The sequence below is a fragment of the Halorubrum tibetense genome (assembly GCF_055396225.1).
Map to the genome: position 1 here is coordinate 488432 of NZ_AP043742.1, position 22852 is coordinate 511283.

Below are 22852 nucleotides of genomic sequence, written 5' to 3' on the forward strand. Positions count from 1 at the left end.
CGATCGGTCCCATGGAGGCACACGATCTCCCTGCCGTTCGATGGCGGACCGAACCGCTATTCGGGCGGTGGGTTTTCCGCCGTACGACTGGTATCATGTACTGGAATCGATCCACTTTGAAGACTGGCTCACTCCGACGGAGTGACGTGACTCGTACTTCGAACGGTCCGATAGATCGGGCCAGCGAGCAGTAACAGCCCGACGAGCGCCAGCGCGAGGATCAGCGACGGGTCGACGGCGGACAGGTCGTTCCGGGCGAGCCGGTCCGCCGAGACCCCGAGCGCCACGCCGGCGATCACCCAGGGGAACTCACCGATCGCGGTCCCCACGACGAACGGGCGGGTCCGGATCCCGGAGACGCCGGCTGCGACCGAGACGGCGTCGGCGGGAACGGGAAGGAACCTCGTCGCGGCGATCGCGCGGACGCTCCCGGCGTCGGCGACGAGCCGGTCGGCCGTCTCGGAGACCCGAGCGAGCGTTCGGGACCCGCCCGTCAGGTGGACGCGTCCGCGCTTGGCGAGCCAGTAGGGCGGAAACGCCGTTGCCGTGAGGAGGAGCGCCGCGAACGGGACGCCGACCCACCCGTATCCGAACCCGACGACGACCGCGAGGAGGGTAGTCGGCCACGCGAGGAACGGTCGGACGGCCGCGAGGCCGATTGCAAGCAGTCCGAACCGGACCGGATCGGCGGCGATCCACTCCAGCGTCTCGACGGCCGGGTCCGGGGAGACGAGCCAGGCGACCACGACGACGACGGCGACGCCGACACCGCCGACGACGGAACGACGGTTCACGGCGGCGAGAGGCGGGCGGCCGGTAAACGCCTTGTGGGTCACCGATCGAGGTCGGTCTCGGCGACGAACGCCTCACGGAACTCGTCGGGGAGGTGGTGGCGCTGCCACTCCCGGATCGCCGCCTCGTCCAACCGGCTCGCCCACAGGGTCACCACGGCGAGGAACAGCGAGAGGCCCGGGAGGACGAACGCGCCGACGTCGACGAACAGCCCGACATCGAAGAACACCCACGCGATCCGGTCACGGACGGCGCTCCACGCGGGACCGAACCGGAGCCAGCGGAACGCCAGGGGGACGACCGCGAGCGTCGCGAGCGGCGAGACGATTGGGGTCGTCACCGGACCGCCCCGCCCCCGTATGAACGCGAGCGAGTACAGCCCCCAGCAGGCGAGCGACGCGGCGGCCCCGGCGACCCGCCGGGGCGTCTCCGGCCCCCCGTGGTCCAGAACAGTGACGTCGTACAGGAGGGCTGCCGCACCGACGTAGCCGACGAGACAGACGAGAGCACCGACGATCGCGAGACCGATCTGGTCCGTGACCGACTGGTCACGAAACGGTTCGAGGCCGGAGGGGGTTCCCATACCCGGCCGTTGGGAGGGAAGGGATTGAACGTTGTGCGTCGGCCGCGTCGATCAGGAAAGCTTGCCGAGCGCCTCGAAGAAATCGGACTCGGGTCCCGCGATCCGCATCGGTGGCGTCGTTTGCTCGATAGTTACTTCGACCGGACCGTCGAGCTCCGTCGCGTTCCGCCCGTCGCTTACCACCACGGCACCCGTCGGCGTGGAGATGTCCACGGTGACGGTCGCATCGGTTCCGACGGCGAGCGCCGGCATCCCTGCATCGGGCGCCATCTCGTTGACGACGAGACCGGAGACATCGTGGTGGACGAGCGGGCCGCCCTCCGAGAGGTTGTACGCGGTCGATCCGGTTGGGGTCGCGACGAGGACCCCGTCCGCGTGTCCCCCGGAGTACCGTGACCCGTCGATTCGGAGCTCGTAGTCGATCCCGCTCCCCGGTCCGCGGCGATCGCCCTGCACGACGACTTCGTTCGCCGCCGGGACCGATTCCCACCCGTCCGTTCGGGCGGCAAGCCGTGGCACCTCACGGACGGGCATCTCGCCCCTACGGTGGGCTTCGACCGCCGCGAGCACCGCGTCCTCGGCCTCGTCCGGCGGGACGACGTTCAGGAACCCGACCTCACCGAGATTCACACCGACGACTGGGGTTCCGCCTGCGTTGCGGGCGACGAAGAGGAACGTTCCGTCGCCCCCGATGGCGACGGCCAAGTCGCACTCGACGAGGGAGGAAACCTCACGGCCGGCGTCGTCGTCCAGGGCTGCCGCGGTACGCTCGTCGAGTCGAACGGTCTCGCCGTGGGAGCGAACCGCGTCCCGAACCCGCGCGGCGACTGCCACCGCGTCCGGGTTGCCCTTCCGCGCCACGATCCCGACTTCCATGAGTGTCACGTTTCGCGGGCCCGAGTAAAAGCGTGTGGAGATCGGGCCGATTCCGGAAAGGTTCAAGCCACCGGCCGGCGTTCAGGCGCACATGGCGACCCTGCACGGCCGCCCGGGACCATGACCGACGAGGAGGACGACTGGTTCGAGCGCGCCCTGCGCGAGCTCGACGAGGAGGAGGGAGATACCGCCTCGGAGCGCCCCGACGACGGCCTCGCAGGCGACGATGCGGCCGAGGGCGAGGCAGCCGAAAGCGACGCGGCAGGCGACGATGCGGCCGACGAATCCCACGACGATGCGGCCAACGGGGAGACGGTCGACGGCCATACGGATATCGCCGCCGACCGATCCGGACAGGACGGCCAGGCGAACGAGACCGGCGACACGTTGGACGGCGGCCCATCCGAAACCGACGATCCGTTCGGCGGTGGGGGCGGTAGTGGCAGTGGTTCGTTCGGAGAGAACGATCCGTTCGGCGGTGGGGGCGGTAGTGGCAGTGGTTCGTTCGGAGAGAACGATCCGTTCGGCGGTGGGGGCGGTAGTGGCAGTGGTTCGTTCGGAGAGAACGATCCGTTCGGCGGCGGGGGTGGCGGTTCGTTCGGTGGAGCGCCGGACGACGGTCCGACCGCGTTCGAAGAGGACCCGGAGGAACTCGACTCCGACATCGATCGGACGAACATCGGTATCGAAGGGCTCGACGAGATGATCCTCGGCGGCGTCCCCAGCCGGTCCCTGCTGTCCGTTATCGGCGGGGCCGGAACCGGTAAGACGACGTTTGCGCTCCAGTTCCTCAACGAGGCGCTGGAGTCGGACCGACGCGCCGTGTACATAACGCTCGAACAGACCAGAGAGTCGATCCTCGCGACCGCCGAGGAGAAGGGCTGGGCTTTCCGTGAACACGCGGAAGCCGGACGGCTCGCGGTCGTCATGCTCGACCCGATCGAGATGGCGAACTCGCTGGCGTCGATCCGGAACGACCTGAGCCGACTTATCGAGTCGTTCGGCGCGGACCGGCTGGTCCTCGACTCCGTCTCGCTCCTGGAAATGATGTACGATGCCGTGTTGAACGCAAGACGGCGGCAACATCGGATTTTTGATATTCGATATTCTACCGGTAGCGGCGCTTTATCTGTAGATTCTCAGATCGGGCGATTCGATTTGAGCGGAATTGTGCGGCGACCAAAGCATCAGTTTCACAAGATACTACATAAAGCATGAGGTGGACGATGGCGATGCCTCTCCCGGATATATTCGGAGAAGGAGAGCAGGCGGCGAGCTCTAACTCGCCGCCTGCTCGAGGTTATGGACGATACACTTCCGTGTGAGCTCCCGGAACTGGCCGTGCCAGCTCCGGGAGCGGATCTCGTCGCCGTCGTCTTTTAGCATCGCAAACACGGTCTCACTCATTGACCGCTGATTGTAGACATCATCGTCAATTCTGGCGTTGTGAGCTTTCTTGAGCGCGTTTTGCTCGCAGTGTTTGATCACTGGTCGGGTAGACGCGTCACGACAGGCTTCGCGGAGATCACTCCACGAGTACATTTTGTCGGCCAGCAACGCCTGCAGGTCTTCGGCGTTCCGCCGAAAGACCTGCAGCCCGATATGGCCGTCATAGGCTTTCTTCGTCGTGAAATGAGCGTCCATGATAGCAAGAGAATCCGTGTCAACAAGCAGCGTCGTTTTGATCGCGTTGAACGAGTAACCGACCCGATTCCGGTAGTGTGAGCTGGCTTGATCACGCTGAAAGCCGCTGGCGTCGATCGACGCAGTGCCTGAGAGCCCCGCCTGCTCCGCCGAGGCGCGGAGCAGGCGGCGCAGTTCTTTCATCGGGAATTCATCGTCCCAGACGCTGAAAGATGTGTAATCCGGAGATGCCTCAAGATCAAACACACCGAGAATTCCCGGCATCTCGTTGAGATAGTCTTCGAGCCTCCGAAGCGGCTTGTTGATCTCCTCTTTGAGCAGAAGGAGCGCGATCTTGGTGGACTTGGCGTACCCGTTGTCGCCGTCGGCGACAGCGGGTACGTCTGGTTGTTCAAAATGGTTCGTAGCGAATTCGTGAAACGTTTGTGCGAGGTTCCTGAGACGTCCCATATCGCCAGACGGCGTCCAAATCCCGTGAAATCAGCGATACGATCCGCAGACGGCGTCGGCGTTCAACGGAGCAATGTACGATCACCCGGCGAAGCGCAGATCGGAAGTGTTCGGTTTTACCAGATCGCTGAAACAGGCGGGCGTGACGACCCTTCTCACCTCGGAAGCGAGCAGCGAAACCCCGTACGCGTCCCGATACGGGATCGTCGAATATCTCACGGACGCGGTGTTCGTCCTCCAGTACGTCCGCGGCTCCGACTTCCGCGAGACGCGTCTCGCCGTGGAGATCCAGAAGATCCGTGACGCGAACCATTCCCGCGAGACGAAACCCTACGAGATCACGAACTCCGGGATCTCGGTGTACCGACAGGCCAACATCTTCTGACGACGTGACTCCGCCTCGCTCGCCGTCGGTCTGACTGGAACGGTAGCTCGTTGTTCCGCTCGGTGACCATACGGTCTGAAAGGCCAACGGTATCCGCGAGTACCTTACTGGGTTGGTAGGAGTATTATACCTATTCCACCCATATAAATCGGTGTATGCAACGATTTGCCGACGATCGACGCGAGATATACGTACACCCGAACGCGACGGTCGATGATCTCCCACTGACGGGCGAGTTTGACGTCCCGCCCGTCGCCGACACGGAACCGTTCGTTCCGGACAACATGAAAGACCCCAAGATCTATCCCGGTGACGTGATCGCGGGCGTCGTCGGCGGTGAGGTCGCATTCGTCGAGCTCATCGTCGACAAGGACGACGACATCGTCATCGTGACTCCACTGAACAAGGGGATCCCGACGTACATCCGCGACAACATATTCAGTGCGCGGATCTTCCGTGCGGACCGGGTCCACATTTTCGAGGCAGTCGGAGAGACGATAGCGGAACCCGACGTGGAGTTCGACATCACGAAGCTCCAGACCCCCGAAGAAGAGCGGCCGAGATAGTCATGGACACTCGTGGAGCGGGACCTCGTGTAACCCGCTCCGTTGGTGTCTGCCTGCCGTCTCGCCGCACAGGCCACGAACCGTCCCGTATTTTGTGATCCGACAGCCATGAAACCACAACGAGTACGCGTCAGAAACTACAAAAGTATCGACGACACGGGGTGGGTCGAGGTCGACGACCTCACGTGTCTCATCGGCAAAAACGAGTCGGGGAAAACCGTTCTCATGGAGGCGGTCTCCAGACTCAATCCCGCCGGCGGCGACGGCGGGTTCACCCCGTACGACGACTACCCGCGCCGCCGGTGGCCGGACTACAAGCCGAGACACGACGACGATCCGGACCCGGTCGTGAGCGTCGAATTCGCGCTCGATCGCGACGAGCGGGACCGGCTTGACGACCGTGGCGGCCGCGCTCCCGACGGCACGGTCGTCGCGACGAAGGACTACGCGAACGACCGACGGTGGGAGTTCGAGCTCGACGAGTCGGCGTACGTGGACTGGCTCCTCTCCACGCACGACGTCCCGGCCGACGCCCGGCGCGAGCTGCGCGATGCCGGATCGATAGCCGAGTTTCACGCGACCGTCGACGAGCTCCGCGAGAGCGACGAGACCGCCGACGGCGACGCGTCCGAGGACGACGACACCGGCGATGACGACGAAACCGCCGACAGCGACGAGACCGCCGACGGCGACGGAACCGGCGGGTTCGGCGACGTGGGTATGCTCGCCGATGTCGTCCCCGACTCCCGTGAGGTCGCGATCGCGGCGGTCGGGGAGGACGTCCTCGCGCCGGCGCTCCCGGAGTTCCATTACGTGGGCGAGTACAACTCGCTGGACGCGTCGATCGATCTCGAAGCGTTCGCCGACCGGATCGAGGCGGGCGAGCAGACTGCGTCCGACCGCGTGTTCGAAGCCTTGCTCTCGATCGCGGATCTCGACGTCGAGTCGCTGCGTGAGGAGGACTGGCGCGAGACGCTCACCGAGCTGGAGGCCGCATCGAGCGAGGTGACGAGCGCGGTCACCGATTACTGGAGCCAGGCCGACGACGTGGCGGTTCGGCTCCGCGGCGTCGACGGCGACTCGCGCACGGTGGAGGTCCGCGTCGAGAACCTCAATCACGGAGTGACCGTCGAGTTCGACCAGCGATCACAGGGGTTCCGCTGGTTCTTCTCGACGTTCTGTACCCTGTTCGCGCTCCGCGACCGCGACGAGGAAGCGGTCCTGCTGTTGGACGAGCCCGGGCTTCACCTGCACGCGAAAGCCAAACGCGAGTTCCTCACTTTCCTCGAAGAGGAGATCGCCGCCGAGGGCACCGTCGTGTACAGCACACACTCGCCGTTCATGATCGACCTCGATCGGGCCCACCGGGTGAAGATGATACACAAGGACCCGGAAACCGGATCGACCGTCCTGTCGGACGCCGACAAGGCGGACGCGTACACGCGGTTCCCGCTCCAGAACGTCTTCGAGCTTGGCGTGATGGAGACGATGGTCGCCAGATCGCAGCTGCTGTTGGTCGAGGACGGTACCACCTACGAGTACCTGTTCAACGTCTCCGAGCTGTTGGAGGACACCGACGCGCCGGTGCTGGACCGCGGCTGGACCGTCCTCCCGATCGGAACCTTGGAGAACACCGCGACGGTTCGATCCGTCTTCGACACGGGCGATAAGGAAGTGGCGATCGTCCACGACGGCGACGAGCTCGACGGCCCCGAACCCCCGGGCGACGTTACCGTCGTCGGGATCGGGTCGCACGCGCTCGTCGACGGCGACACCACGATCGAGGACGTGCTCTCGGAGTCGTTCTACCTCGAGCTCGTCAACCGCGCGTACGCGGCCGAGCTCGCCGGCGCCTCCGGCATCGACGACCGCGTGACGAGCGAGAGCCTCGCGGACGTCGTGCCGAGTGGGCCGATCGTCGAGCGGCTCGATCGATACTTCGCGGAACACGGGATCGCGGACGGCTCCTTCGATCGCTCGCGTCCCGCGACGTACCTCCAGCGGAACCGCGACGAGTTCGCGGCGGAGGTGGATATGGACACCCGGAAGGCGTTCGGGTCGCTCGCCCGCGAGCTCAATCGGACGCTCGGCGCGTTCGACGGCGACCGGAAGACCGGCTTCTTCCAGTCGTTGTTCGGCGGCTGAGCGCCGATTCAGTCCGCTGAACGAAACGGGTCCGCCGACGGACCCCGGCCGGAACCGAGAGGTGCCGTCTTCCGTCCCGGATCCGTTCGAGCCGTCCACCGCGTTCGGATACGTTTCCGTGATTCATGCTGCGCCCGTCCGCGTATAAGTCCCCGAGGGCCCGCTATGACGTGTGTACGAGCATTTCGGCGAAGGCTCGGACGCGGTTATATAGGCGGTCGGGGGCGCTCGAACGCGTTTATAAGGGCCCGCGTAGCAGGAGGGTACCGCCCGAAGAGTTCTCTCAGTCGTTCGGGAAGTGCACCGTCCGGGAATTGAATCAGAATCAGACGTGCTCGCTCACTTCGTTCGCTGCGCGCGACTGATAGGGTTCAATCCCGTCGGTGATTTCTCTCACTTCGTTCGAGAAATGCACCGTCCGGGAATTGAACCCGGGCTATTAGCTTGGGAAGCTAATGTCCTACCACTGGACCAACGGTGCTCGAATTGTCGTACCCGACCGTCACACTTCAACGTAGCGCTTCGCCGTTCGGTCCCCGCATGGAAGCGACCGACTCCCCCATGCTCCCGTCTCGCTGCCTCCCACAGCGTTAACCGCCGCCCCGCGCAGTAGGCGGTATGAGCGAGGACGGTTCACCCGGGGCGGGGAGCGGCGACGACGTGGATGACAGTAGGAAACACGCCGGTGATCCCGGGAGCGACACGGGCGTCGGCCACGGTGACCCGGCTGTCAGCCACGGCGACAACCCCGCAGCCGACCGCATCCGCGACCGCCGTGACCGACTCGCCGCCGCCATCGGCCGGACGTGGACCGACGACGGTCCGTGGCGCTTCCTCACCGACCTCACGGCGATCGGGAGCCGCATGGCGGGGAGTCCCGGCGAGAAACGGGCGGCCGACCGGGTCGCGGACGCGTTCGAACGCGCCGGGCTCCGGGACGTGCGGACCGACGCCTTCGAGCTCGCGGCGTGGGAGCGGGGCGAGGTGAACCTCCGCGTGCGGACGCCGGATCGGTCCGGCGAGGAGCGGACTCGCGAGTTCGAGGCGCTCGCACTCCCGTACTCACCCGCGGGCTCCGTCTCCGGGGCGCTCGTCGATGTCGGGCACGGGACCCCGGCGGAGATCGATGCGGCGGACGTCGACGGGCGGATCGCGGTCGCGTCGACGACGACTCCCGAAGGAACCCGGTTCGTCCACCGAATGGAGAAGTTCGGGTACGCCGTCGAGTCGGGCGCGGTCGGGTTCGTCTTCGTCAACCACCTCGACGGACAGCTCCCACCGACGGGTTCGCTGACGTTCGGTGAAGAGGCCGCGGCCCCCGCGGTCGGTGTCTCCGCGGAGACAGGCGCGTGGCTCCGCGAGTACGCCGTCAACGCCACCGGGCCGGTCGCGACCGTCGAGCTCACGGTCGACGCCACGACCACTCCCGGCGAGTCGCGGAACGTGATCGGCCGCGTCGGGCCCGACACCAACGAACGGCTGCTACTTCTCGCCCACTACGACGGCCACGACATCGCGGAGGGAGCGTTGGACAACGGGTGCGGTATCGCGACCGTCGTCACGGCCGCCCGGATCTTGGCGGATGGGACGGACGACACGGGCGACGCCGGAGTCGCGGACGACACAGGTGACGCCGGAGTCGCGGACGGCACAGGTGACGTCGGTGTCGCGGACGGCACAGGTGACGTCGGTGTCGCGGACGACACGAGAGATCGAAAGCGTGCGGATCCACTCTTTCCCGTCGGTGTCGATGTCGTCGCGGTCGGCGCGGAGGAGGTCGGCCTGCTCGGTGCCGAACGGCTCGCACGAACCGTCGACCTCGACGCGGTCCGCGGCGTGATCAACGTCGACGGCGCGGGCCGGTTCCGCGACCTGGTCGCGATGACACACACGTCGGAGACGGCCGCGTCGGTCGCGGACGCCGTCTCGACCGCGACGCGACACCCGGTCAAGGTGCGTCCGGAGCCGCACCCGTTCTCCGACCAGTGGCCGTTCGTCCGCCGCGGCGTTCCCGCCCTCCAGCTACACAGCGACTCCGGCGAGCGGGGACGGGGCTGGGGACACACGCACGCGGACACCCGGGACAAGGTCGACGACCGGAACGTGCGGGAGCACGCCGCGCTCGTCGCGCTCCTCGTCACGGAGTTCGCGGCCGCGGATCGGGACCCCGAACGGCTCGATACCGCGGCGCTCGCGGCCGCGTTCCGGGAGGCCGAGTTCGAGACGGGGATGCGCGCGGCCGACCTCTGGCCGGCGGACTGGGAGTAGCGGAGGGGGATCGGGACCTGTTCGGGGGTCACTCCCCGCCCATCCCGTCCGGCCGTCCCGGCGTCGGCGGGGTCCTCCGCTTGTGAGCCGTCGAGCGGTACCGTTCCAAGAGACGCACGACGAGCTCCGGGTCGGGGGACGTATCGCTTCCGTCGAGCGCGTCCGCCCGGCTCGCGACCCGCTCGGCGATCGCGACGGGATCGGCGTCGGCGTCGGTGGCCGCGTTCCCGACGCCCTCGTCGACCGCGGCTCGCAGCACCGCGTCGATGACCTCGTACGGGGCACCGAGATCGTCGACGTCGCGTTGGCCGGGGAGGAACCCCGCCGTCGGCGGCTTCTCGACAACGAACTCGGGTACGTCCAGCGCCGCCGCGAGCACACGGACCTCGGTCTTGTACAGGTCCCCGATGGGGAGGATATCCGCGGCCCCGTCGCCGTGTTTCGTGGTGTAGCCGAGGAGGCGTTCGCTGCGGTTCGTCGTCCCGCAGACGAGGCAGTCGGTGGCGTTGGCGGCGAGGTACGCGATCGTCATCCGAAGCCGCGCGATCGCGTTCCCCGTGAGTACCGGTTCGTCGTGGAGGTCGAACCGGTCAGGAGCCACGCTCCCGAACGCAGCGAAGAGCGGCTGTATATGGATCGTGTCGTGTTCGATCCCGAGCGCGTCGGCGAGCCCCTCCGCGTCGCGAGCGTGGAGCGCGCCGATCTTGTTACACGGGAGTATCAGCCCGTACACGCGCTCGGGTCCGAGCGCCTCGACGGCGAGCGCGGCGGTGACCGTCGAATCGAGCCCGCCGCTCATGTTGATCACGACGCCGTCCGCGTCGGCGTCGGCGACGGCGTCACGGAGGAACGACGCGATCCGGTCGATCTCCGCGTCGGCGTCCTCGATCGTCGACGAGCGCGGCGTGTGCGACACGGACCCGGACTCCGGCTCGCAGTCGCCGTCGGACGCCGACTCCGGGTCGGTGTCGGTCCCGGCGTGGGGGTCGGTACGCGTGGAGGTGTGCATCACGGTCGCCGGTCCCCCTCGGAGGCGTAAATACGCTCCGTGGGTATCGTATAAGGGCGATGATCGGGCCATCGAACCACCATCGCCGCGGAGATTACTCCGACGAACACTGACCGATCACCGAACCCAGGGATCGTTCGAAGAACGAGGGATCACGGGGCGCGATGTCGGGAGAATCGGACGTTCGTGTTTCGCCGCCCGTAATCGTACATTATTGTACTGTATCGACTTCTCTATCTCGTTCTCAACAATATAAGGTGTATATAACCGAACGTTTATACAGGAATATTTCGATTTCTCGTGTATGTCCACGCTACAGCTGAGCTCAAGTCAGAAACGCGTCCTCACCTCGCTCGTGAGCCTCACCGACGACGAGGAAAGCGTCGTCTGCGGTCGCGAGATCGCCGAGACCGTCGATCGCAACCCGGGAACGGTCCGGAACCGGATGCAGAGCCTCCGGTCGCTGGGGCTCGTCGAAGGCGTTGCCGGGCCGGAAGGCGGGTACAAGCCCACCGAGAAGGCGTACGATGTCCTCGACTTAGAGCGGGTACACGACACGGATCCGGTTCCCGTCGAGCGGGACGGGACGGCGCTCGACGGAGTCACCGTCCGCGAGATCGACCTTTCGAGCGTCAACAACCCGGAGCTGTGCCGCGCGGAGGTCGTCCTCCACGGGTCGGTCCGCCCGTTCGAGGGCGGTGACCGCGTCACCGTTGGCCCTACGCCCGCGTCCGGCCTTCGCCTCTCCGGCGTCGTCGACGCCGCGGATATCGACGGTAACACGCTGATGATTCGGGTCGAGTCGATGACGACTGCTGCCGAAGCGGCGGTCCCTCGTTCGGCCAGCGACTGATCCCCGTCCCGACCCGTCACTCCGGCGACGCGGCCGAACCGACGTGGTCGCGTATCCGCCCGGTGACTGCCGCAGCGTGACGGGCCTCACGGTAGCGCTCGTCGAACGCTTCGACCGTGCGCTCCGCCGCCTCCTCGTCGACCTCGAACCTCACCCCGTCGTACGTCACGTCCCACAACACCAGCGGCTCGGCGGCGGCCGGGCCGACGCCGTGTTCGCCCGGAACGGGAGCGTCGTCGAGCAGCCGGTCGACGAGCGTCGGCTCCGCCGTTCCACGGCCGACCGCGGCGGCGACCGCGACGATCCGACGGACGAGCGCTCGGGGGAACCCGTCGGCCGCCGCCTCGATAACGAGGATATCGTCCTCGCGGGTCGCGGTCGCGTCGAGGTCCCGAACCGTCCCCCGGTCGTCAGTCGTGAGGTTGTGGAAGTCGTGTTCGCCCGAGAGCCGGGCGAGCGCGTCCCGAACCGCATCGTCGTCGATCCCCCCACCGTCATCGGTCCAACCGCCCGCAACACCCCCGCCGGTGCCCGGCCGGCCACTGGCAGGGCCCGTCCCGGACACGGGCGCGTACAGGTGATACCGATACGTCCGGCGGGTCGCGTGGTGGGTCGCATGGAAGCCGTCGGCGACGTCCGCGGCCGCCCAGACGCGGATCGACCCGGGAAGGTGGCCGTTGAACGCGCGCGGCGTGAGCCACGGCGGCGCGGCGAACGCGACCGTCTGCGCCAGTGCGGAGACCCCAGCGTCCGTGCGCCCGGCGGCGGCGTACCCCGGCGGAACCGCGTGGGTCGCGCCGTCGCCCCGGTCGATCAGGCCGTGATCGGCGAGCGCCCGCAACAGGGTCCCCTCGACGGTCCGTGCGTGCGGTTGGCGCTGGAACCCAGCGTACTCACGGCCGTCATAAGCGACGCGGAACGCCCGGGTCACTCGGTCCGCGCGGGGATCGATAGTCGCCGTCTCGACGGGACGCTCCGCGCCCGACTGAGGGGGATCGGCGGTCCCGTCGGTCACGCGTCGTCGCCGGTCGCTGTCCGTCCGTCCTCGTTGTCCCGCATCGGAACCGTCACCACCGGAACCGGCGAGATCCGGACGATCTTCTCCGTGACGCTACCGAGCAGGACGCGCTGTAAGCCGGTTCGCGTGTGTGTCGGCATCACCACGAGGTCCGCGCCGGTGTCCTCGATGGCGTTCTCGATCACGCGCAGCGGCTCGCCGTGGATCACGCTCCCGACCACGTCGAGGCCGGCGGCGTCGAGCTCCGCGGTCACCGTCTCGACACGGCGCTCCGCGCCCGACTCGACGCGGTCGGCGACCGACGCGATGCGGGGGCCGCTTAGCGTGTGTTCGAGCGTGTCGACCGCGCTCACGACGTGGATCGTGGCGTCGTACCGCTCCGCGAGGCTGCGCGCGTGTGGTATCGCGGCGTTTGCGGCGCTGCCCGGCGCGACCGGAAGCAGGATGTCGTCGTACATACCGGAGCGTGACGCGCCGGGTGGAAAACCGTACCGGCGGCCGTCGCCACCGGGCTACAGCCCGATCGCGTCGAGCAGGTCGAACCCCCAATCGGTGTACTCGACCAGCTTGAACCCGAAGTAGATACCGACGATCGCCATCACGCCCGGCAGCTCCGGCGGCGCGGGGATCGGGACCCGGAGGAACGCGAACAGCGCGCCGACCGTCACGCCGACGAGCGTCGCGACCGCCGTCAGCGTCAGCGTCGAACTCATGGTCGCGGTCGGTCCCGTTCGGGTATAGGGGTGACGTTCCCTCGGCTCACCGCCGCAGCCCGCCCTGCGATTTGATCCGCATGATGTGTCGGACGTTGAGGTAGATCTCCTCCGGCGAGGTCGCCTCGTCGGGGTCGTAGAGATCCGACACCCGGTAGAGGATCGCCGACAGCTGCTTGCTCTCCTCGCTCTCGCCGCGCACGTCGTCGGCGATCGTCCGGAGGAACTCCCGGACGTCTTCGTCGGCGGCGAACTCGTCGGCGGCCGCGGCTGCCGCCGACTCCGGGACGACGGGGTCGACGCCGGCCGCGTCGAGCGGGTCGGCGTGATCCGTCTCCGCCTCGTCCTCTGCCCGGTCCGTCTCCGCCTCGTCCTCTGCCCGGTCCGTGCCCGTGTCGTCGGGACCGGTATCACTCTCGTCGTCCCCATCACCGGCGTCCGTCCCCCCGGTCATCGGCCGTCGACCACCTCCCGACGCCGCACGACGCCAGCGTTGTTCGCGACGTTCTCGACGAGCACGCGGAACGCGTCGGCGGTGTCGCCCTCCCCGAGCACGACCGGCGCACCGTCGTCGCCGCCGGTCCGTACGTCGGGGTCGAGCGGGATCCCGCCGAGGAACGGGAGGTCGTGGTCGGCGGCCATCGCCTTCCCGCCGCCGGAGCCGAAGATCTCGTGGAACCCGCCGCAGTCCGGACACCGGAACCCGGCCATGTTCTCCGCGATCCCGAGCACGTTCGTGTCGTGTTTGCCGAACATCCGAAGCCCCTTCACCGCGTCGTCGAGCGCGACCTCCTGAGGCGTCGTGACGATCACCGCCCCGGTCAGCGGTAGCGTCTGAAGGATCGTGAGCTGGGTGTCGCCGGTTCCCGGCGGGAGGTCCATCACGAGGTAGTCGAGCTCGCCCCACTCGACATCCTCGACCAGCTGCGTGATGATCTTGTGGACCATCGGGCCGCGCCAGATCACGGGGTCGTCCTCGCCGGTGAGGAAGTCCATGCTCATGAGCTTCATCCCGTATCGTTCGGGCGGCACGATCGTCTCGCCGTCGGTCTGCGGGCGCTCCTCGGCCGAAACCATCCGCGGGACGTTCGGCCCGTACACGTCGGCGTCGAACAGGCCGACGCGCGCGCCGAGCTCGGCGAGGCCGGCCGCGAGGTTCACCGCCACCGTCGACTTGCCGACACCGCCCTTCCCGGACGCCACCGCGATCACGTTCTGAACGCCCGGGAGCACCTGATCGGACGCGTCGAGGGTGTCGGGGATCGACGCCGACAGCTCCACGTCGAGTCCCGTGTCCGCCATCGCCTCGCGGACGTCGTCCGCGATCCCCGATTCGTGTGGCGAGAACGGTGCGCCGAGCGCGAGCGAGATCCGCGCGGTTCCGCCTTCGATCGTCACGTCGTTCACCAACCCCAGCGAGACGATGTCGTCGCCGAGGTCCGGGTCCCGGACCTCGCGGAGGCGATCGCGTACCTCGGTGTCGTCCATACGTGGATCGAGACGCGAGACGTGAATAAGGGTTCCTCACCGCGACAGTATCGTCCCCGGCCGGGGGTCGCGGAGCCGCGGCCGCTACCCGATCCGGGTCCCGGGCTCCTCCCCGCGGAGGAACGCCACCAACCCGTCCGCGCCGAACACGGACGCGGGCGCGTCGAGCGCGAGGAGCTCCCGTACCTTCGCCGCCATCCCTCCCGAAACGTCCGTCGCGTCGCTCCCGCCGAGCGCGTCCGCGACCGCCTCGAAGGAGTCGATCCGCCTGATCACCTCGCCATCGCCGTCGAGCACGCCCGGAACCGTCGAACAGACCCCTACGCGGCGGGCGTCGAGAGCGGTCGCCAGCTCGACGACGATCTCGTCGCCGGAGACGACCGTCACGCCGGCGTCCGCGGTCGCGACCCCGTCGCCGTGGAGGACCGGAACGAACCCCTCCTCGAGCAGCGTCGCCGTCGACCCGATGGGGAGGTCCAGCTCGCCGTTGACCCCGTCCGGCCTGGCAGCGAGCGAGAGCGGGTGTACCGGGACCGCCGGTACGTCGCGCTCGTGGAGGCGCGCGAGGACGAGCTGGTTGAGCGTCGTCATCGCGCCGTGGACGTCCATCACCGCCCCCACGTCACCCGTTCCCGTCGTCGTCGAGACCCCGTGCTCGCTGGCGTGGTGGTGCCCGAAGCTCCCGCCGCCGTGCACGACGACGAGCCCGTCGACCGTGCCCTCGGAGAGCGCGGCCGCGACCGCGTCGCAGGCGTCCGCCAACGACTCGCCGTCGAGCGTCTCCGGGCGGTCCTTCTCCGTGATGAGGCTCCCGCCGAGCTTGAGGACGACGGTGTCGCCCGCTCCGGTCTCACGGTGTTCGTTCACGACTCCACCACGCGAACGCCCTCGGTCGCCAGCTCGGCCCGGAACGCGTCCTCACAGCCCTGGGTGAACGAGAGGGCCGTCGGCGTCTCCTCGGACGGGTCGAGCGCGACGATACAGCCGCCGCCGCCGGCACCCGTGAGCTTCGCACCGTGCGCCCCGGCGTCGCGGGCCGCCCACACCATCGTGTCGAGCGAGCGTGCGGAGACGCCGAGCGCCGCCAACAGCCCGTGGTTGAAGTCCATCAGCTCGCCGAGCTCCACGAGCAGCTCGCGGGACGGGTCGGCTTCCGGGACCGCGTCCGCCAACAGCGACTCCCCGGCTCGGACGATGTCGCCGATCGAGCGGACGGTGTCCGCCGCGAACCGGTACTCCTCGCGAAGCTCGCGGACGCCGGCGACGAGCTCTCCGGTGTCACCCGCGCCGCCGTCGAACCCGATCACGAACGGGAGGTTCGGCGCGTCGATCGGTTCACAGTCGTCCCCCTCGACTCGCACCGCGCCGCCCATCGTCGAGCAGAACGTGTCCGCACGAGACGCCTGGCCGTCCTGGACCTCGAACTCCGCGCGGTACGCTCGGTCGGCCAGTTCCCGACGGTCGAGCTGGACGCCAAGCGCCCGGGTCGCCGCGTCGATGCCCGCGACGACGACGGCCGCCGACGAGCCGAGGCCCGCGCCGAGCGGGATCTCGCTCTCGACGGTGATGTCGAAACCAGCGTCGGGTGCCTCCGCCGCCGCGCGTGCCTGTCGAACCGCGGCGTCGACGTACCCCATCGCGGCGTCGACGAGCGGTGTCGGGACGTCGACGTCGGGGCGGTCGCCGGTACCGCCGGTGTACTCGACGGTGAACCCGTCGAGCGAGAGGTCCTCGGCCGTGACACGGACGTGGTCGTCGTCGCGCGGTTCGGCCGTTACCCTCGCGCGTCGCTCGATCGCCGCCGGGACGGCGGGTTCGCCGTAGACGACGGCGTGTTCGCCGAAGAGGTACACCTTCCCCGGCGCTTCACAGACGGTCATATCATTCACCTCTCCCCGAGGGGTTACAGGCGTTGCGCTTGTGCGGTCGCTGTCGAGTACAACGGGCTACCGAAAAGAACCGGATCGAACGTGAACCGGGACCGACTACAGCTCGTCCTCGAAGTCTTCGAGGGCGAACACGGTGTCCGCGCCGCGGCGGTCGAGCGTCTCGTTGGCGAGCAGCCAGTAGACGACCGACAGCGCGCGTCGACCCTTGTTGTTCGTCGGGATAACGAGGTCGACGTTCGACAGCTGGTTGTTCGAGTCGCACATCGCGATGACGGGGATGCCGACCGTGATCGCCTCTTTGACCGCCTGGGCGTCGCCGATCGGGTCCGTCACCACGACGACGTCCGGTTCGATGTAGCCGGCGTAGTCGGGGTTCGTCAGCGTCCCGGGGATGAACCGCCCGGTGCGGGCGCGTGCGCCGACCGCGTCGGCGAACTTCTCGGCCGGGAACCGGCCGTACTGCCGCGAGGACGTGACCAGGATCTGTTCGGGGTCGTAGTTGGCGAGGAAGTCCGCCGCCGTCCGGATCCGCCCGTCAGTCGTGCTCACGTCGAGCACGTACAGGCCGTCGTCGCGGACGCGGTGGATGAACCGCTCCATGTCCTTCGTCTTCTGCTGGGTCCCGATGTGGACACCCGCGCTCAGGTAGTCCTCGACGGGGATCAACAGGTCGACGTCGTCGTCGGGCATGACGTCGTCGTCGAAGGGGGAGGCGTCCGCCTCAGGGTCTTCCGCAGCCTCGGCCTCGGCGGCCGCGTCAGCCTCGGCCGTCTCGTCGGGTTCGTCGTCGGCGGACGCCGCGCTGGCGTCCACGTCGGCGGTCGGTTCCTCGGTCGTGTCGGCCTCCTCCTCGACCGCCGCGTCGACCGCCTCGGTCTCCGCGTCGTCGTCGAGTTCGACCGCGTCGTTGTCTTCACTCATGCGTGGTAGTGGCCCGTCATACCGCGTCGTCCGCGATGCGAACCAGTTCGTTCAGTTTGGCTGTGCGCTCGCCGCCGACCGTCCCCGTCTTGATGTAGGCGGCGTCGGTCGCAACGGCGAGGTGTGCGATGGTCGTGTCCTCCGTCTCGCCCGAGCGGTGCGAGATCGCACACTCCATGTCGTTCCGGTGGGCGAGCTCGACCGCGTCGAACGCGTCCGAGAGCGTCCCGATCTGGTTCGGCTTGATCAGGATGCTGTTGGCCGCGCCGACGTCGATCCCCTCGCGCAAGCGCTCGACGTTGGTGACGAACAAGTCGTCACCGCAGATCAGCGTCCGGTCGCCGACCCGGTCGGTCAGCTCCGCGAACGCCTCGTAGTCGTTCTCGTCGAGCGGGTCCTCGACGTACGCGAGGTCGTACTCCTCGACGAGTCCGGCGACGTACTCGACCTGTTCGTCGGTCGTCTTCGTCTCGTCGCCGTACACGTAGGCGTCCCGGTCGTCGTCGTACAGTTCGGCCGCGGCCATGTCGAGCCCGAAGCGGATCTCGAAGCCCACCTCGTCCTCGACGACCTCGACCGCCTCCTCGACGACCTCGAACGCCTCGGCGTCCGAGATGGGGGGCGCCCACGCGCCCTCGTCGCCCTTCGCCGCGGGCACGCCGCGCTCGTCGAGCACGTCCGCGACCGCCGCGTGGACCGCGGCGTTCGCGAAGACGGCCTCGGAGACGCTCGGGGCACCGACCGGTGCCGCGAGGAACTCCTGGATGTGGGTCGCCTCCTTCGCGTGCTCCCCGCCGCCGACGACGTTGCCGAGCGGGATCGGGAAGTTGCTACCGCGGAACGCGCCGCCCAAATGCTGGTACAGCGGCGCGCCAAGCACGTCAGCGGCGGCCTTCGCGGCCGCCATCGAGATCGCGACGGCGCTGTTCGCGCCGATCGCGGAGAAGTCGTCCGTGCCGTCTGCCGCGCGCAGCGCCTCGTCGACGGCGCGCTGGTCGCCGGCGTACAGCCCTTCGAGCCGCGGCACCGCGTGTTCGCGGGCCTTCGCGATCGCCTCGCTCGCGGGGAGCTCGATCGCCTCGAACTCGCCGGTCGAGGCCCCGCTGGGGGCCGCCCCGCGGCCGAAGCCGCCGGACTCGGTCAGCACGTCGGCTTCGACGGTCGGGTTGCCGCGCGAGTCGAGCACCCGGCGCAGCGACACGTTCGTGATCCGGGTCATCAGCTCGACTCCCTCCGGACGGTAAAGGGGAGCGCGCCCGCGTCGTACTCCTCGGCGGCGACAAGGATCGGCTCCGTCTGGTTCGTCTCGATGAGCACGGGTGCCCCGTACGACACCTGTAAGGCGCGTGCCCCGAGGATCCGGGCCTTCTCGTATCGATTGTAGCGTTGTTCTGACATGGTTACTGGTACGGAGAGACGACGTCGACGAGGTCGCGGTGGCTCACCATCATCCGCCGGCAGCAGTGGCGGTCGACGCCGAGGTCGTCGAGCACCTCGCCCGGATCCTCGTCGCCCTCGCGAGCGCGCTCCTTGAACTCCTCCCAGTGTTCACCCACGACGTTGCCGCACGTGAAACACCGGACGGGGATCATCATGACTGGATCACCTCAGCGGTAGGACTTCTGGTAGCGGGCACGCGCGCCCGGTCCGCCCCACTTCTTGGGTTCGGACTGGCGAACGTCGTTGACCAGCAGCGTGCGGTCGAAGCTCATGTACGCGTCGCGCAGCTCGGCGTCGCCGAGGTGCTGGACGAGCCCGCGGGCGATGGCGGTCCGCGCCGCGTCCGCCTGGCCGCTGAACCCGCCGCCGGCGACATCGATGTCGATATCGACGCCGTCGCGCAGGTCGTCGCCGGCGATACGGAACGGCTCCAGCATCTTCAAGCGTGCCTGCTCCGGTTCGACCAGCTCGACTGGCTGGGAGTTGATACGAACGCGGCCTTCGCCGTCACGCACGGTGGCGCGGGCGACTGCCGTCTTCTTCTTGCCTGAGGTGTTAGTTACCATGTGACGTTGGCTCCCAAGGACTCGGAGACCGCCCCGAGCGTGGTGAACTTGATGTTCGACAGTCGGTCCAGCGAGGTGCCCTCCAGAACGACGCTCTCGACGTCCTCGTCGCGCTCGTAGGGGTTACCCACGTACACGCGGACGTTCGAGAACGCCTCCTGGCCCGCCTCCGTCTTGTACGGAAGCATACCACGGATCGCACGTTTGAAGATGCGATCCGGGCGCTTCGGGTAGTAGGGGCCGCTGTCGGAGCCGAGGTCGGCGCGTGTCTGGTACGTCTCCATCGTCGCCTCCTCGTTACCCGTGATGACCGCGTGCTCCGCGTTGACGACCGCGACCGTCTCGCCGTCGAGGACGCGCTGTGCGACCTTCGAGGAGACGCGACCGAGGATGCAGTCGCGAGCGTCGACGACGACGTCCGCGTCGATCTTCGCGAGACTCATCGGATCACCCGGACGTTGCTTCCTTCGGGATTCTGTTCGACGAACTGTGCGAGCGACACCGCTTCGCCGGCCTGATCGATCTTCGTGCGGGCGGTGCCCGAGAAGTCGACGGCGGCGACGGTGACGTTCTTGTTCAGGACGCCGCTTCCCAGCACCTTGCCGGGGACGACGACCGTCTCGTCTTCGTTCGCGTACCGTTCGATGCGACCTAGATTGACCTCGGCGTGGGTACGCCGTGGCTTCTCCAGTCGGTCGGCGACGTCCTGCCACACGGCGGCATCGGAGTCACGCGAGACCGACTTCAGATCGGCGATGAGGTTCTGTAAGTTCGGATTCGTCTTGCTACTCATAGCTGTTCCTCCCCATTTGTGGGTTGGTGAAAAACGGAGTGCAGGGAGCAGGATTTGAACCTGCGGACCTCTACAGGACAGCGCCCTGAACGCTGCGCCGTTGGCCTGACTTGGCTATCCCTGCGTGCACTCCTGGATACTCCGGCTCCCTTCAAACCACTTTCGGTCCCGACGCCCGGGACGGCGGCGTCGCTTTCGACAGGGGCGAGCGCCGTGCGGGTGGTTCGAAGGACGGACATATCTTATACCGCGACTTTCGTTCGTAGTTCGTCCGCGCGCTCCTCGATGGAGTCGATCGCGCGAAGCAGCAGTTCGTCGACGGTAAACGAGCCGTCGGTCTCGATGTGGAAGACGAACGCACCGGGGACGTCCTCGACGCGCACGTCCTTCCCGGGGAACCGCTCCGAGAGGTCGTTGTCGAACTCGTCGGTGACGACGATCTCGCCGTCCGGCGTCTCGATCACGCCGCGGAGGATCCGCGGCTCCTCGTCGTCGAACTCGCCGAGGTCGTCCTCGACGGTGACTCGCTGGAGATGTCGGTAGCCGACGGAGACGCCGCCCTGGTGTTTGGCGTGCTCCTTTCCGGTGTTCAACACCGCGTCGGCCTCGAACTCCAGCCGCTGGCCTTCCTTCAGCTCGATGATCGGGACGTTCTCGTCGGCGACTTCGACGAGCGGCTCCGCGGACTCGATATCCCCGGAGTACGCGGTGGCCGGCCCCTCGACGTCGAGTGCGAGGGTGACCGTATCGCCGACCTCGAACTCGTCGAGCGGCGTCGTCAGGGGAATGAGCCCCAGCCGTAGCCCGATCATCTCATCGAACATCACGGAGGAATTCTCGACGAACCGCACGGTGTCGATCGAGAAGGTAGGGACGTCGGCGATCATCGCACGGCGGATACCGTTCGCGAACGCCGGCGTGAGCCCGCGGATCAGCACCCGCGCGCTGCGATCGTCCCGTTCGACGAACTCCACGTCGAAATCGGCTCCCGTCATATCAGACTCGCTTGTTCTTGGGGGCCTTCGTCCCGTCGTGCGGGATGGGCGTGACGTCCTCGATGCGGCCGATCTCGACGCCGGCTCGCGACAGCGCACGGATCGTCGCCTGTGCGCCCGGGCCGGTCGACTTGTTGAGGTTACCGCCGGGGCCGCGCACGCGAACGTGAACGCCCTCCAGTCCGGCTTCCTTGACGCGCTCGGCGACGACCTCCGCCATCTGCATCGCGGCGTACGGCGACGCCTCGTCGCGGTTCTGCTTCACCACGGTCCCGCCGGACGACTTGGCGATCGTCTCGGCGCCCGTCTCGTCGGTGACGGTGATGAGCGTGTTGTTGAACGATGCGTACACGTGGGCGATGCCCCACTTTCCGTCCTCGGATTCACTCATGATGGGTTACTCCTGTGACTCCGCGCGCTCGGGGTGGAGATCGTCCGCGAGCGGGCTGTTCTCGTCGAAGGCGATGGCACCTTCACTGCTCACGTCGACTTTCACCGATGGGCGCGTGACGCGTGCGCCGTCGACGGTGATGTGACCGTGAACGATGAACTGGCGGGCCTGACTCGTCGAGGAGGCGAACCCCTGACGGTACGCGACCGTCTGGAGCCGACGCTCGAGCAGGTCCGTCACGTCGAGCGACAGGACCGTCGAGATGTCGTCGTTGTCGCCGAGGATCCCGATCCGTCGGAGTCGGGTGACGAACTCCGCACCCGCGTCTTGGGCCGCCTCGACATCGCCCTGCGCCTCGCCGAGGAGGCGTCGGGCCTCACGACGCATGCGACGCAGTTCGGACTGGGCACGCCAGAGCTCCTCTTTGTTCTTCAGGCCGTACCGGGAGAGGAGATCGGACTCCTCGGCGATGCGCTCGCCCTGGTACGGGTGGTTCGGCGTCTCGTAGCCCTTGGTGTTCTTGCCGGTGCTCATTCGTCGTCACCCGCTTCGTCTTCCGCCATCTCCTCGCGGATCTCCTCGACGTTGACACCGATCGTGCCCTCGGTCCGGCCCGTGGACTTCGTGCGCTGTCCGCGGACCTTCTGGCCGCGCTTGTGTCGAACGCCTTTGTACGATTCGATCTGCTTCATCCGGTTGATGTCGTGACGACGCTTCTCGCTCACGTCCGTGCCAACGATGTGGGTCGTCTCCCCGGTGAAGAAGTCGTTCTGTCGGTTAGTCATCCACGACGGGACGTGGTCCTCGAGGTTCTCGGTGATGTCGACCACCGTCTCGATCTCCTCCTCGTCGAGGAGACCGAACGTGGCGGTTCGGTCCACACCGGCTTCCTCGGCAACCAGTCGCGCCATGCGCGTGCCGATGCCGCTGAGTTCAGATAGGCTTCGCTCGACCGTCTTCGTCCCGTCGAGGTCCGCATCCCCGATCCGAACGAAGTACTGGAGGTTCTCCGCCTCCTCCGGCGAGTCGTCCTGTGATTCTTCCGTGCTCATGTGTTGATCGCAGTG

28 protein-coding genes, 2 tRNA genes and 1 pseudogene are annotated in these 22852 nt (G+C 67.5%); 6 read left to right on the plus strand and 25 right to left on the minus strand.

What is annotated here, in order from left to right:
- Positions 1-128: 128 nt before the first annotated feature.
- From ACZ5TV_RS02355 to ACZ5TV_RS02365, 3 genes are read right to left on the minus strand one after another with little or no spacing between them, the layout of a single operon-like run.
- Positions 129-794: a TVP38/TMEM64 family protein gene (locus tag ACZ5TV_RS02355; RefSeq protein ID WP_464384065.1), complete on the minus strand. Its 666-nt coding sequence runs from the start codon at positions 792-794 to the stop codon at positions 129-131.
- Positions 795-832: 38 nt separating this feature from the next.
- Positions 833-1375, minus strand: coding sequence for a hypothetical protein (locus ACZ5TV_RS02360; protein WP_379783364.1), 543 nt, complete (start codon positions 1373-1375; stop codon positions 833-835).
- Between the two features lie 51 nt (positions 1376-1426).
- On the minus strand, positions 1427-2251 hold the full coding sequence (locus ACZ5TV_RS02365; protein ID WP_379783366.1) for an NAD(+)/NADH kinase: 825 nt from the start codon (positions 2249-2251) through the stop codon (positions 1427-1429).
- 120 nt (positions 2252-2371) lie between these two features.
- On the opposite strand from ACZ5TV_RS02365, the gene ACZ5TV_RS02370 reads away from it, so the two are divergent.
- Positions 2372-3469, plus strand: a complete 1098-nt coding sequence (locus ACZ5TV_RS02370) for an ATPase domain-containing protein (RefSeq protein ID WP_464384066.1) — start codon at positions 2372-2374, stop codon at positions 3467-3469.
- A 60-nt stretch (positions 3470-3529) separates the two neighbouring features.
- Here the strand turns inward: ACZ5TV_RS02370 and ACZ5TV_RS02375 are convergent, their stop codons facing one another.
- Positions 3530-4345, minus strand: a complete 816-nt coding sequence (locus ACZ5TV_RS02375; protein WP_379783889.1) for an IS5 family transposase — start codon at positions 4343-4345, stop codon at positions 3530-3532.
- Between the two features lie 73 nt (positions 4346-4418).
- Between ACZ5TV_RS02375 and ACZ5TV_RS02380 the strand changes: the two are divergent.
- The 3 genes and pseudogenes from ACZ5TV_RS02380 to ACZ5TV_RS02390 all read left to right on the plus strand — a co-directional run.
- Positions 4419-4730: pseudogene (locus ACZ5TV_RS02380) on the plus strand (ATPase domain-containing protein); the annotation flags it as partial.
- Positions 4731-4885: 155 nt separating this feature from the next.
- Positions 4886-5296: a hypothetical protein gene (locus tag ACZ5TV_RS02385; RefSeq protein WP_379782602.1), complete on the plus strand. Its 411-nt coding sequence runs from the start codon at positions 4886-4888 to the stop codon at positions 5294-5296.
- Positions 5297-5404: 108 nt separating this feature from the next.
- Positions 5405-7441, plus strand: coding sequence for an AAA family ATPase (locus ACZ5TV_RS02390; protein WP_379782604.1), 2037 nt, complete (start codon positions 5405-5407; stop codon positions 7439-7441).
- Positions 7442-7851: 410 nt separating this feature from the next.
- Here the strand turns inward: ACZ5TV_RS02390 and ACZ5TV_RS02395 are convergent.
- Positions 7852-7922, minus strand: a tRNA-Gly gene (locus tag ACZ5TV_RS02395).
- A gap of 137 nt (positions 7923-8059) precedes the next feature.
- Here ACZ5TV_RS02395 and ACZ5TV_RS02400 point away from each other — a divergent pair.
- Positions 8060-9709 carry a M28 family peptidase gene (locus ACZ5TV_RS02400; protein ID WP_464384067.1) on the plus strand — a complete coding sequence of 550 codons (1650 nt, stop codon included), beginning with the start codon at positions 8060-8062 and terminating at the stop codon, positions 9707-9709.
- Positions 9710-9737: 28 nt separating this feature from the next.
- Here ACZ5TV_RS02400 and nadE read toward each other — a convergent pair whose 3' ends face one another.
- Complete coding sequence (gene nadE, locus ACZ5TV_RS02405) at positions 9738-10718, minus strand: NAD(+) synthase (RefSeq protein ID WP_464384068.1); 981 nt, start codon at positions 10716-10718, stop codon at positions 9738-9740.
- Positions 10719-11022: 304 nt separating this feature from the next.
- On the opposite strand from nadE, the gene ACZ5TV_RS02410 reads away from it, so the two are divergent.
- The gene (locus ACZ5TV_RS02410; protein WP_379783519.1) at positions 11023-11571 is read left to right on the plus strand and encodes an Rrf2 family transcriptional regulator; all 549 of its coding nucleotides are present in this window, start codon (positions 11023-11025) and stop codon (positions 11569-11571) included.
- A 16-nt stretch (positions 11572-11587) separates the two neighbouring features.
- On the opposite strand, the gene truA is transcribed toward ACZ5TV_RS02410, so the two are convergent.
- The 19 genes from truA to ACZ5TV_RS02505 form a co-directional block, all read right to left on the minus strand.
- Entirely contained in the window at positions 11588-12523 is a 936-nt protein-coding gene (truA, locus tag ACZ5TV_RS02415; RefSeq protein WP_464384327.1) for a tRNA pseudouridine(38-40) synthase TruA, read from the minus strand.
- A 59-nt stretch (positions 12524-12582) separates the two neighbouring features.
- Positions 12583-13047, minus strand: coding sequence for a universal stress protein (locus ACZ5TV_RS02420; RefSeq protein WP_379783805.1), 465 nt, complete (start codon positions 13045-13047; stop codon positions 12583-12585).
- Positions 13048-13101: 54 nt separating this feature from the next.
- Complete coding sequence (locus ACZ5TV_RS02425) at positions 13102-13302, minus strand: XapX domain-containing protein (RefSeq protein ID WP_379783803.1); 201 nt, start codon at positions 13300-13302, stop codon at positions 13102-13104.
- A 46-nt stretch (positions 13303-13348) separates the two neighbouring features.
- Positions 13349-13756 (minus strand): hypothetical protein, encoded by a 408-nt coding sequence (locus ACZ5TV_RS02430; protein ID WP_464384069.1) that lies wholly within the window; start codon positions 13754-13756, stop codon positions 13349-13351.
- A complete protein-coding gene (locus ACZ5TV_RS02435) occupies positions 13753-14790 on the minus strand; it encodes an Mrp/NBP35 family ATP-binding protein (protein ID WP_379783387.1) in 1038 nt (345 codons plus the stop codon). The genes ACZ5TV_RS02430 and ACZ5TV_RS02435 overlap by 4 nt, the downstream gene beginning before the upstream one ends.
- Positions 14791-14874: 84 nt before the next feature.
- Positions 14875-15657 carry an isopentenyl phosphate kinase gene (locus ACZ5TV_RS02440; protein WP_464384070.1) on the minus strand — a complete coding sequence of 261 codons (783 nt, stop codon included), beginning with the start codon at positions 15655-15657 and terminating at the stop codon, positions 14875-14877.
- On the minus strand, positions 15654-16670 hold the full coding sequence (gene mvk / locus ACZ5TV_RS02445) for a mevalonate kinase (RefSeq protein WP_464384071.1): 1017 nt from the start codon (positions 16668-16670) through the stop codon (positions 15654-15656). The genes ACZ5TV_RS02440 and mvk overlap by 4 nt, the downstream gene beginning before the upstream one ends.
- A 105-nt stretch (positions 16671-16775) precedes the next feature.
- Complete coding sequence (gene rpsB, locus ACZ5TV_RS02450) at positions 16776-17600, minus strand: 30S ribosomal protein S2 (protein ID WP_379783513.1); 825 nt, start codon at positions 17598-17600, stop codon at positions 16776-16778.
- A gap of 16 nt (positions 17601-17616) precedes the next feature.
- Positions 17617-18819, minus strand: a complete 1203-nt coding sequence (gene eno / locus ACZ5TV_RS02455; protein ID WP_464384072.1) for a phosphopyruvate hydratase — start codon at positions 18817-18819, stop codon at positions 17617-17619.
- On the minus strand, positions 18819-18998 hold the full coding sequence (locus ACZ5TV_RS02460) for a DNA-directed RNA polymerase subunit K (protein WP_379780867.1): 180 nt from the start codon (positions 18996-18998) through the stop codon (positions 18819-18821). The genes eno and ACZ5TV_RS02460 overlap by 1 nt, the downstream gene beginning before the upstream one ends.
- Before the next feature lie 2 nt (positions 18999-19000).
- A complete protein-coding gene (locus ACZ5TV_RS02465) occupies positions 19001-19195 on the minus strand; it encodes a DNA-directed RNA polymerase subunit N (RefSeq protein WP_004595259.1) in 195 nt (64 codons plus the stop codon).
- 12 nt (positions 19196-19207) lie between these two features.
- Positions 19208-19606, minus strand: a complete 399-nt coding sequence (locus ACZ5TV_RS02470) for a 30S ribosomal protein S9 (RefSeq protein WP_379780869.1) — start codon at positions 19604-19606, stop codon at positions 19208-19210.
- A complete protein-coding gene (locus ACZ5TV_RS02475) occupies positions 19600-20049 on the minus strand; it encodes a 50S ribosomal protein L13 (protein WP_379780871.1) in 450 nt (149 codons plus the stop codon). Before ACZ5TV_RS02475 ends, ACZ5TV_RS02470 begins: the two co-directional genes overlap by 7 nt.
- The gene (locus tag ACZ5TV_RS02480; RefSeq protein ID WP_379780873.1) at positions 20046-20399 is read right to left on the minus strand and encodes a 50S ribosomal protein L18e; all 354 of its coding nucleotides are present in this window, start codon (positions 20397-20399) and stop codon (positions 20046-20048) included. The genes ACZ5TV_RS02475 and ACZ5TV_RS02480 overlap by 4 nt, the downstream gene beginning before the upstream one ends.
- A 39-nt stretch (positions 20400-20438) precedes the next feature.
- Positions 20439-20523: transfer RNA gene (locus ACZ5TV_RS02485), tRNA-Leu, on the minus strand.
- 118 nt (positions 20524-20641) lie between these two features.
- Positions 20642-21394, minus strand: a complete 753-nt coding sequence (locus tag ACZ5TV_RS02490) for a DNA-directed RNA polymerase subunit D (RefSeq protein ID WP_379780875.1) — start codon at positions 21392-21394, stop codon at positions 20642-20644.
- 1 nt (position 21395) lies between these two features.
- On the minus strand, positions 21396-21785 hold the full coding sequence (locus tag ACZ5TV_RS02495) for a 30S ribosomal protein S11 (protein WP_379780877.1): 390 nt from the start codon (positions 21783-21785) through the stop codon (positions 21396-21398).
- A 6-nt stretch (positions 21786-21791) separates the two neighbouring features.
- Positions 21792-22319: a 30S ribosomal protein S4 gene (locus tag ACZ5TV_RS02500; protein ID WP_379780879.1), complete on the minus strand. Its 528-nt coding sequence runs from the start codon at positions 22317-22319 to the stop codon at positions 21792-21794.
- Positions 22316-22837, minus strand: a complete 522-nt coding sequence (locus ACZ5TV_RS02505; protein ID WP_379780881.1) for a 30S ribosomal protein S13 — start codon at positions 22835-22837, stop codon at positions 22316-22318. The genes ACZ5TV_RS02500 and ACZ5TV_RS02505 overlap by 4 nt, the downstream gene beginning before the upstream one ends.
- Between the last annotated feature and the right edge of the window lie 15 nt (positions 22838-22852).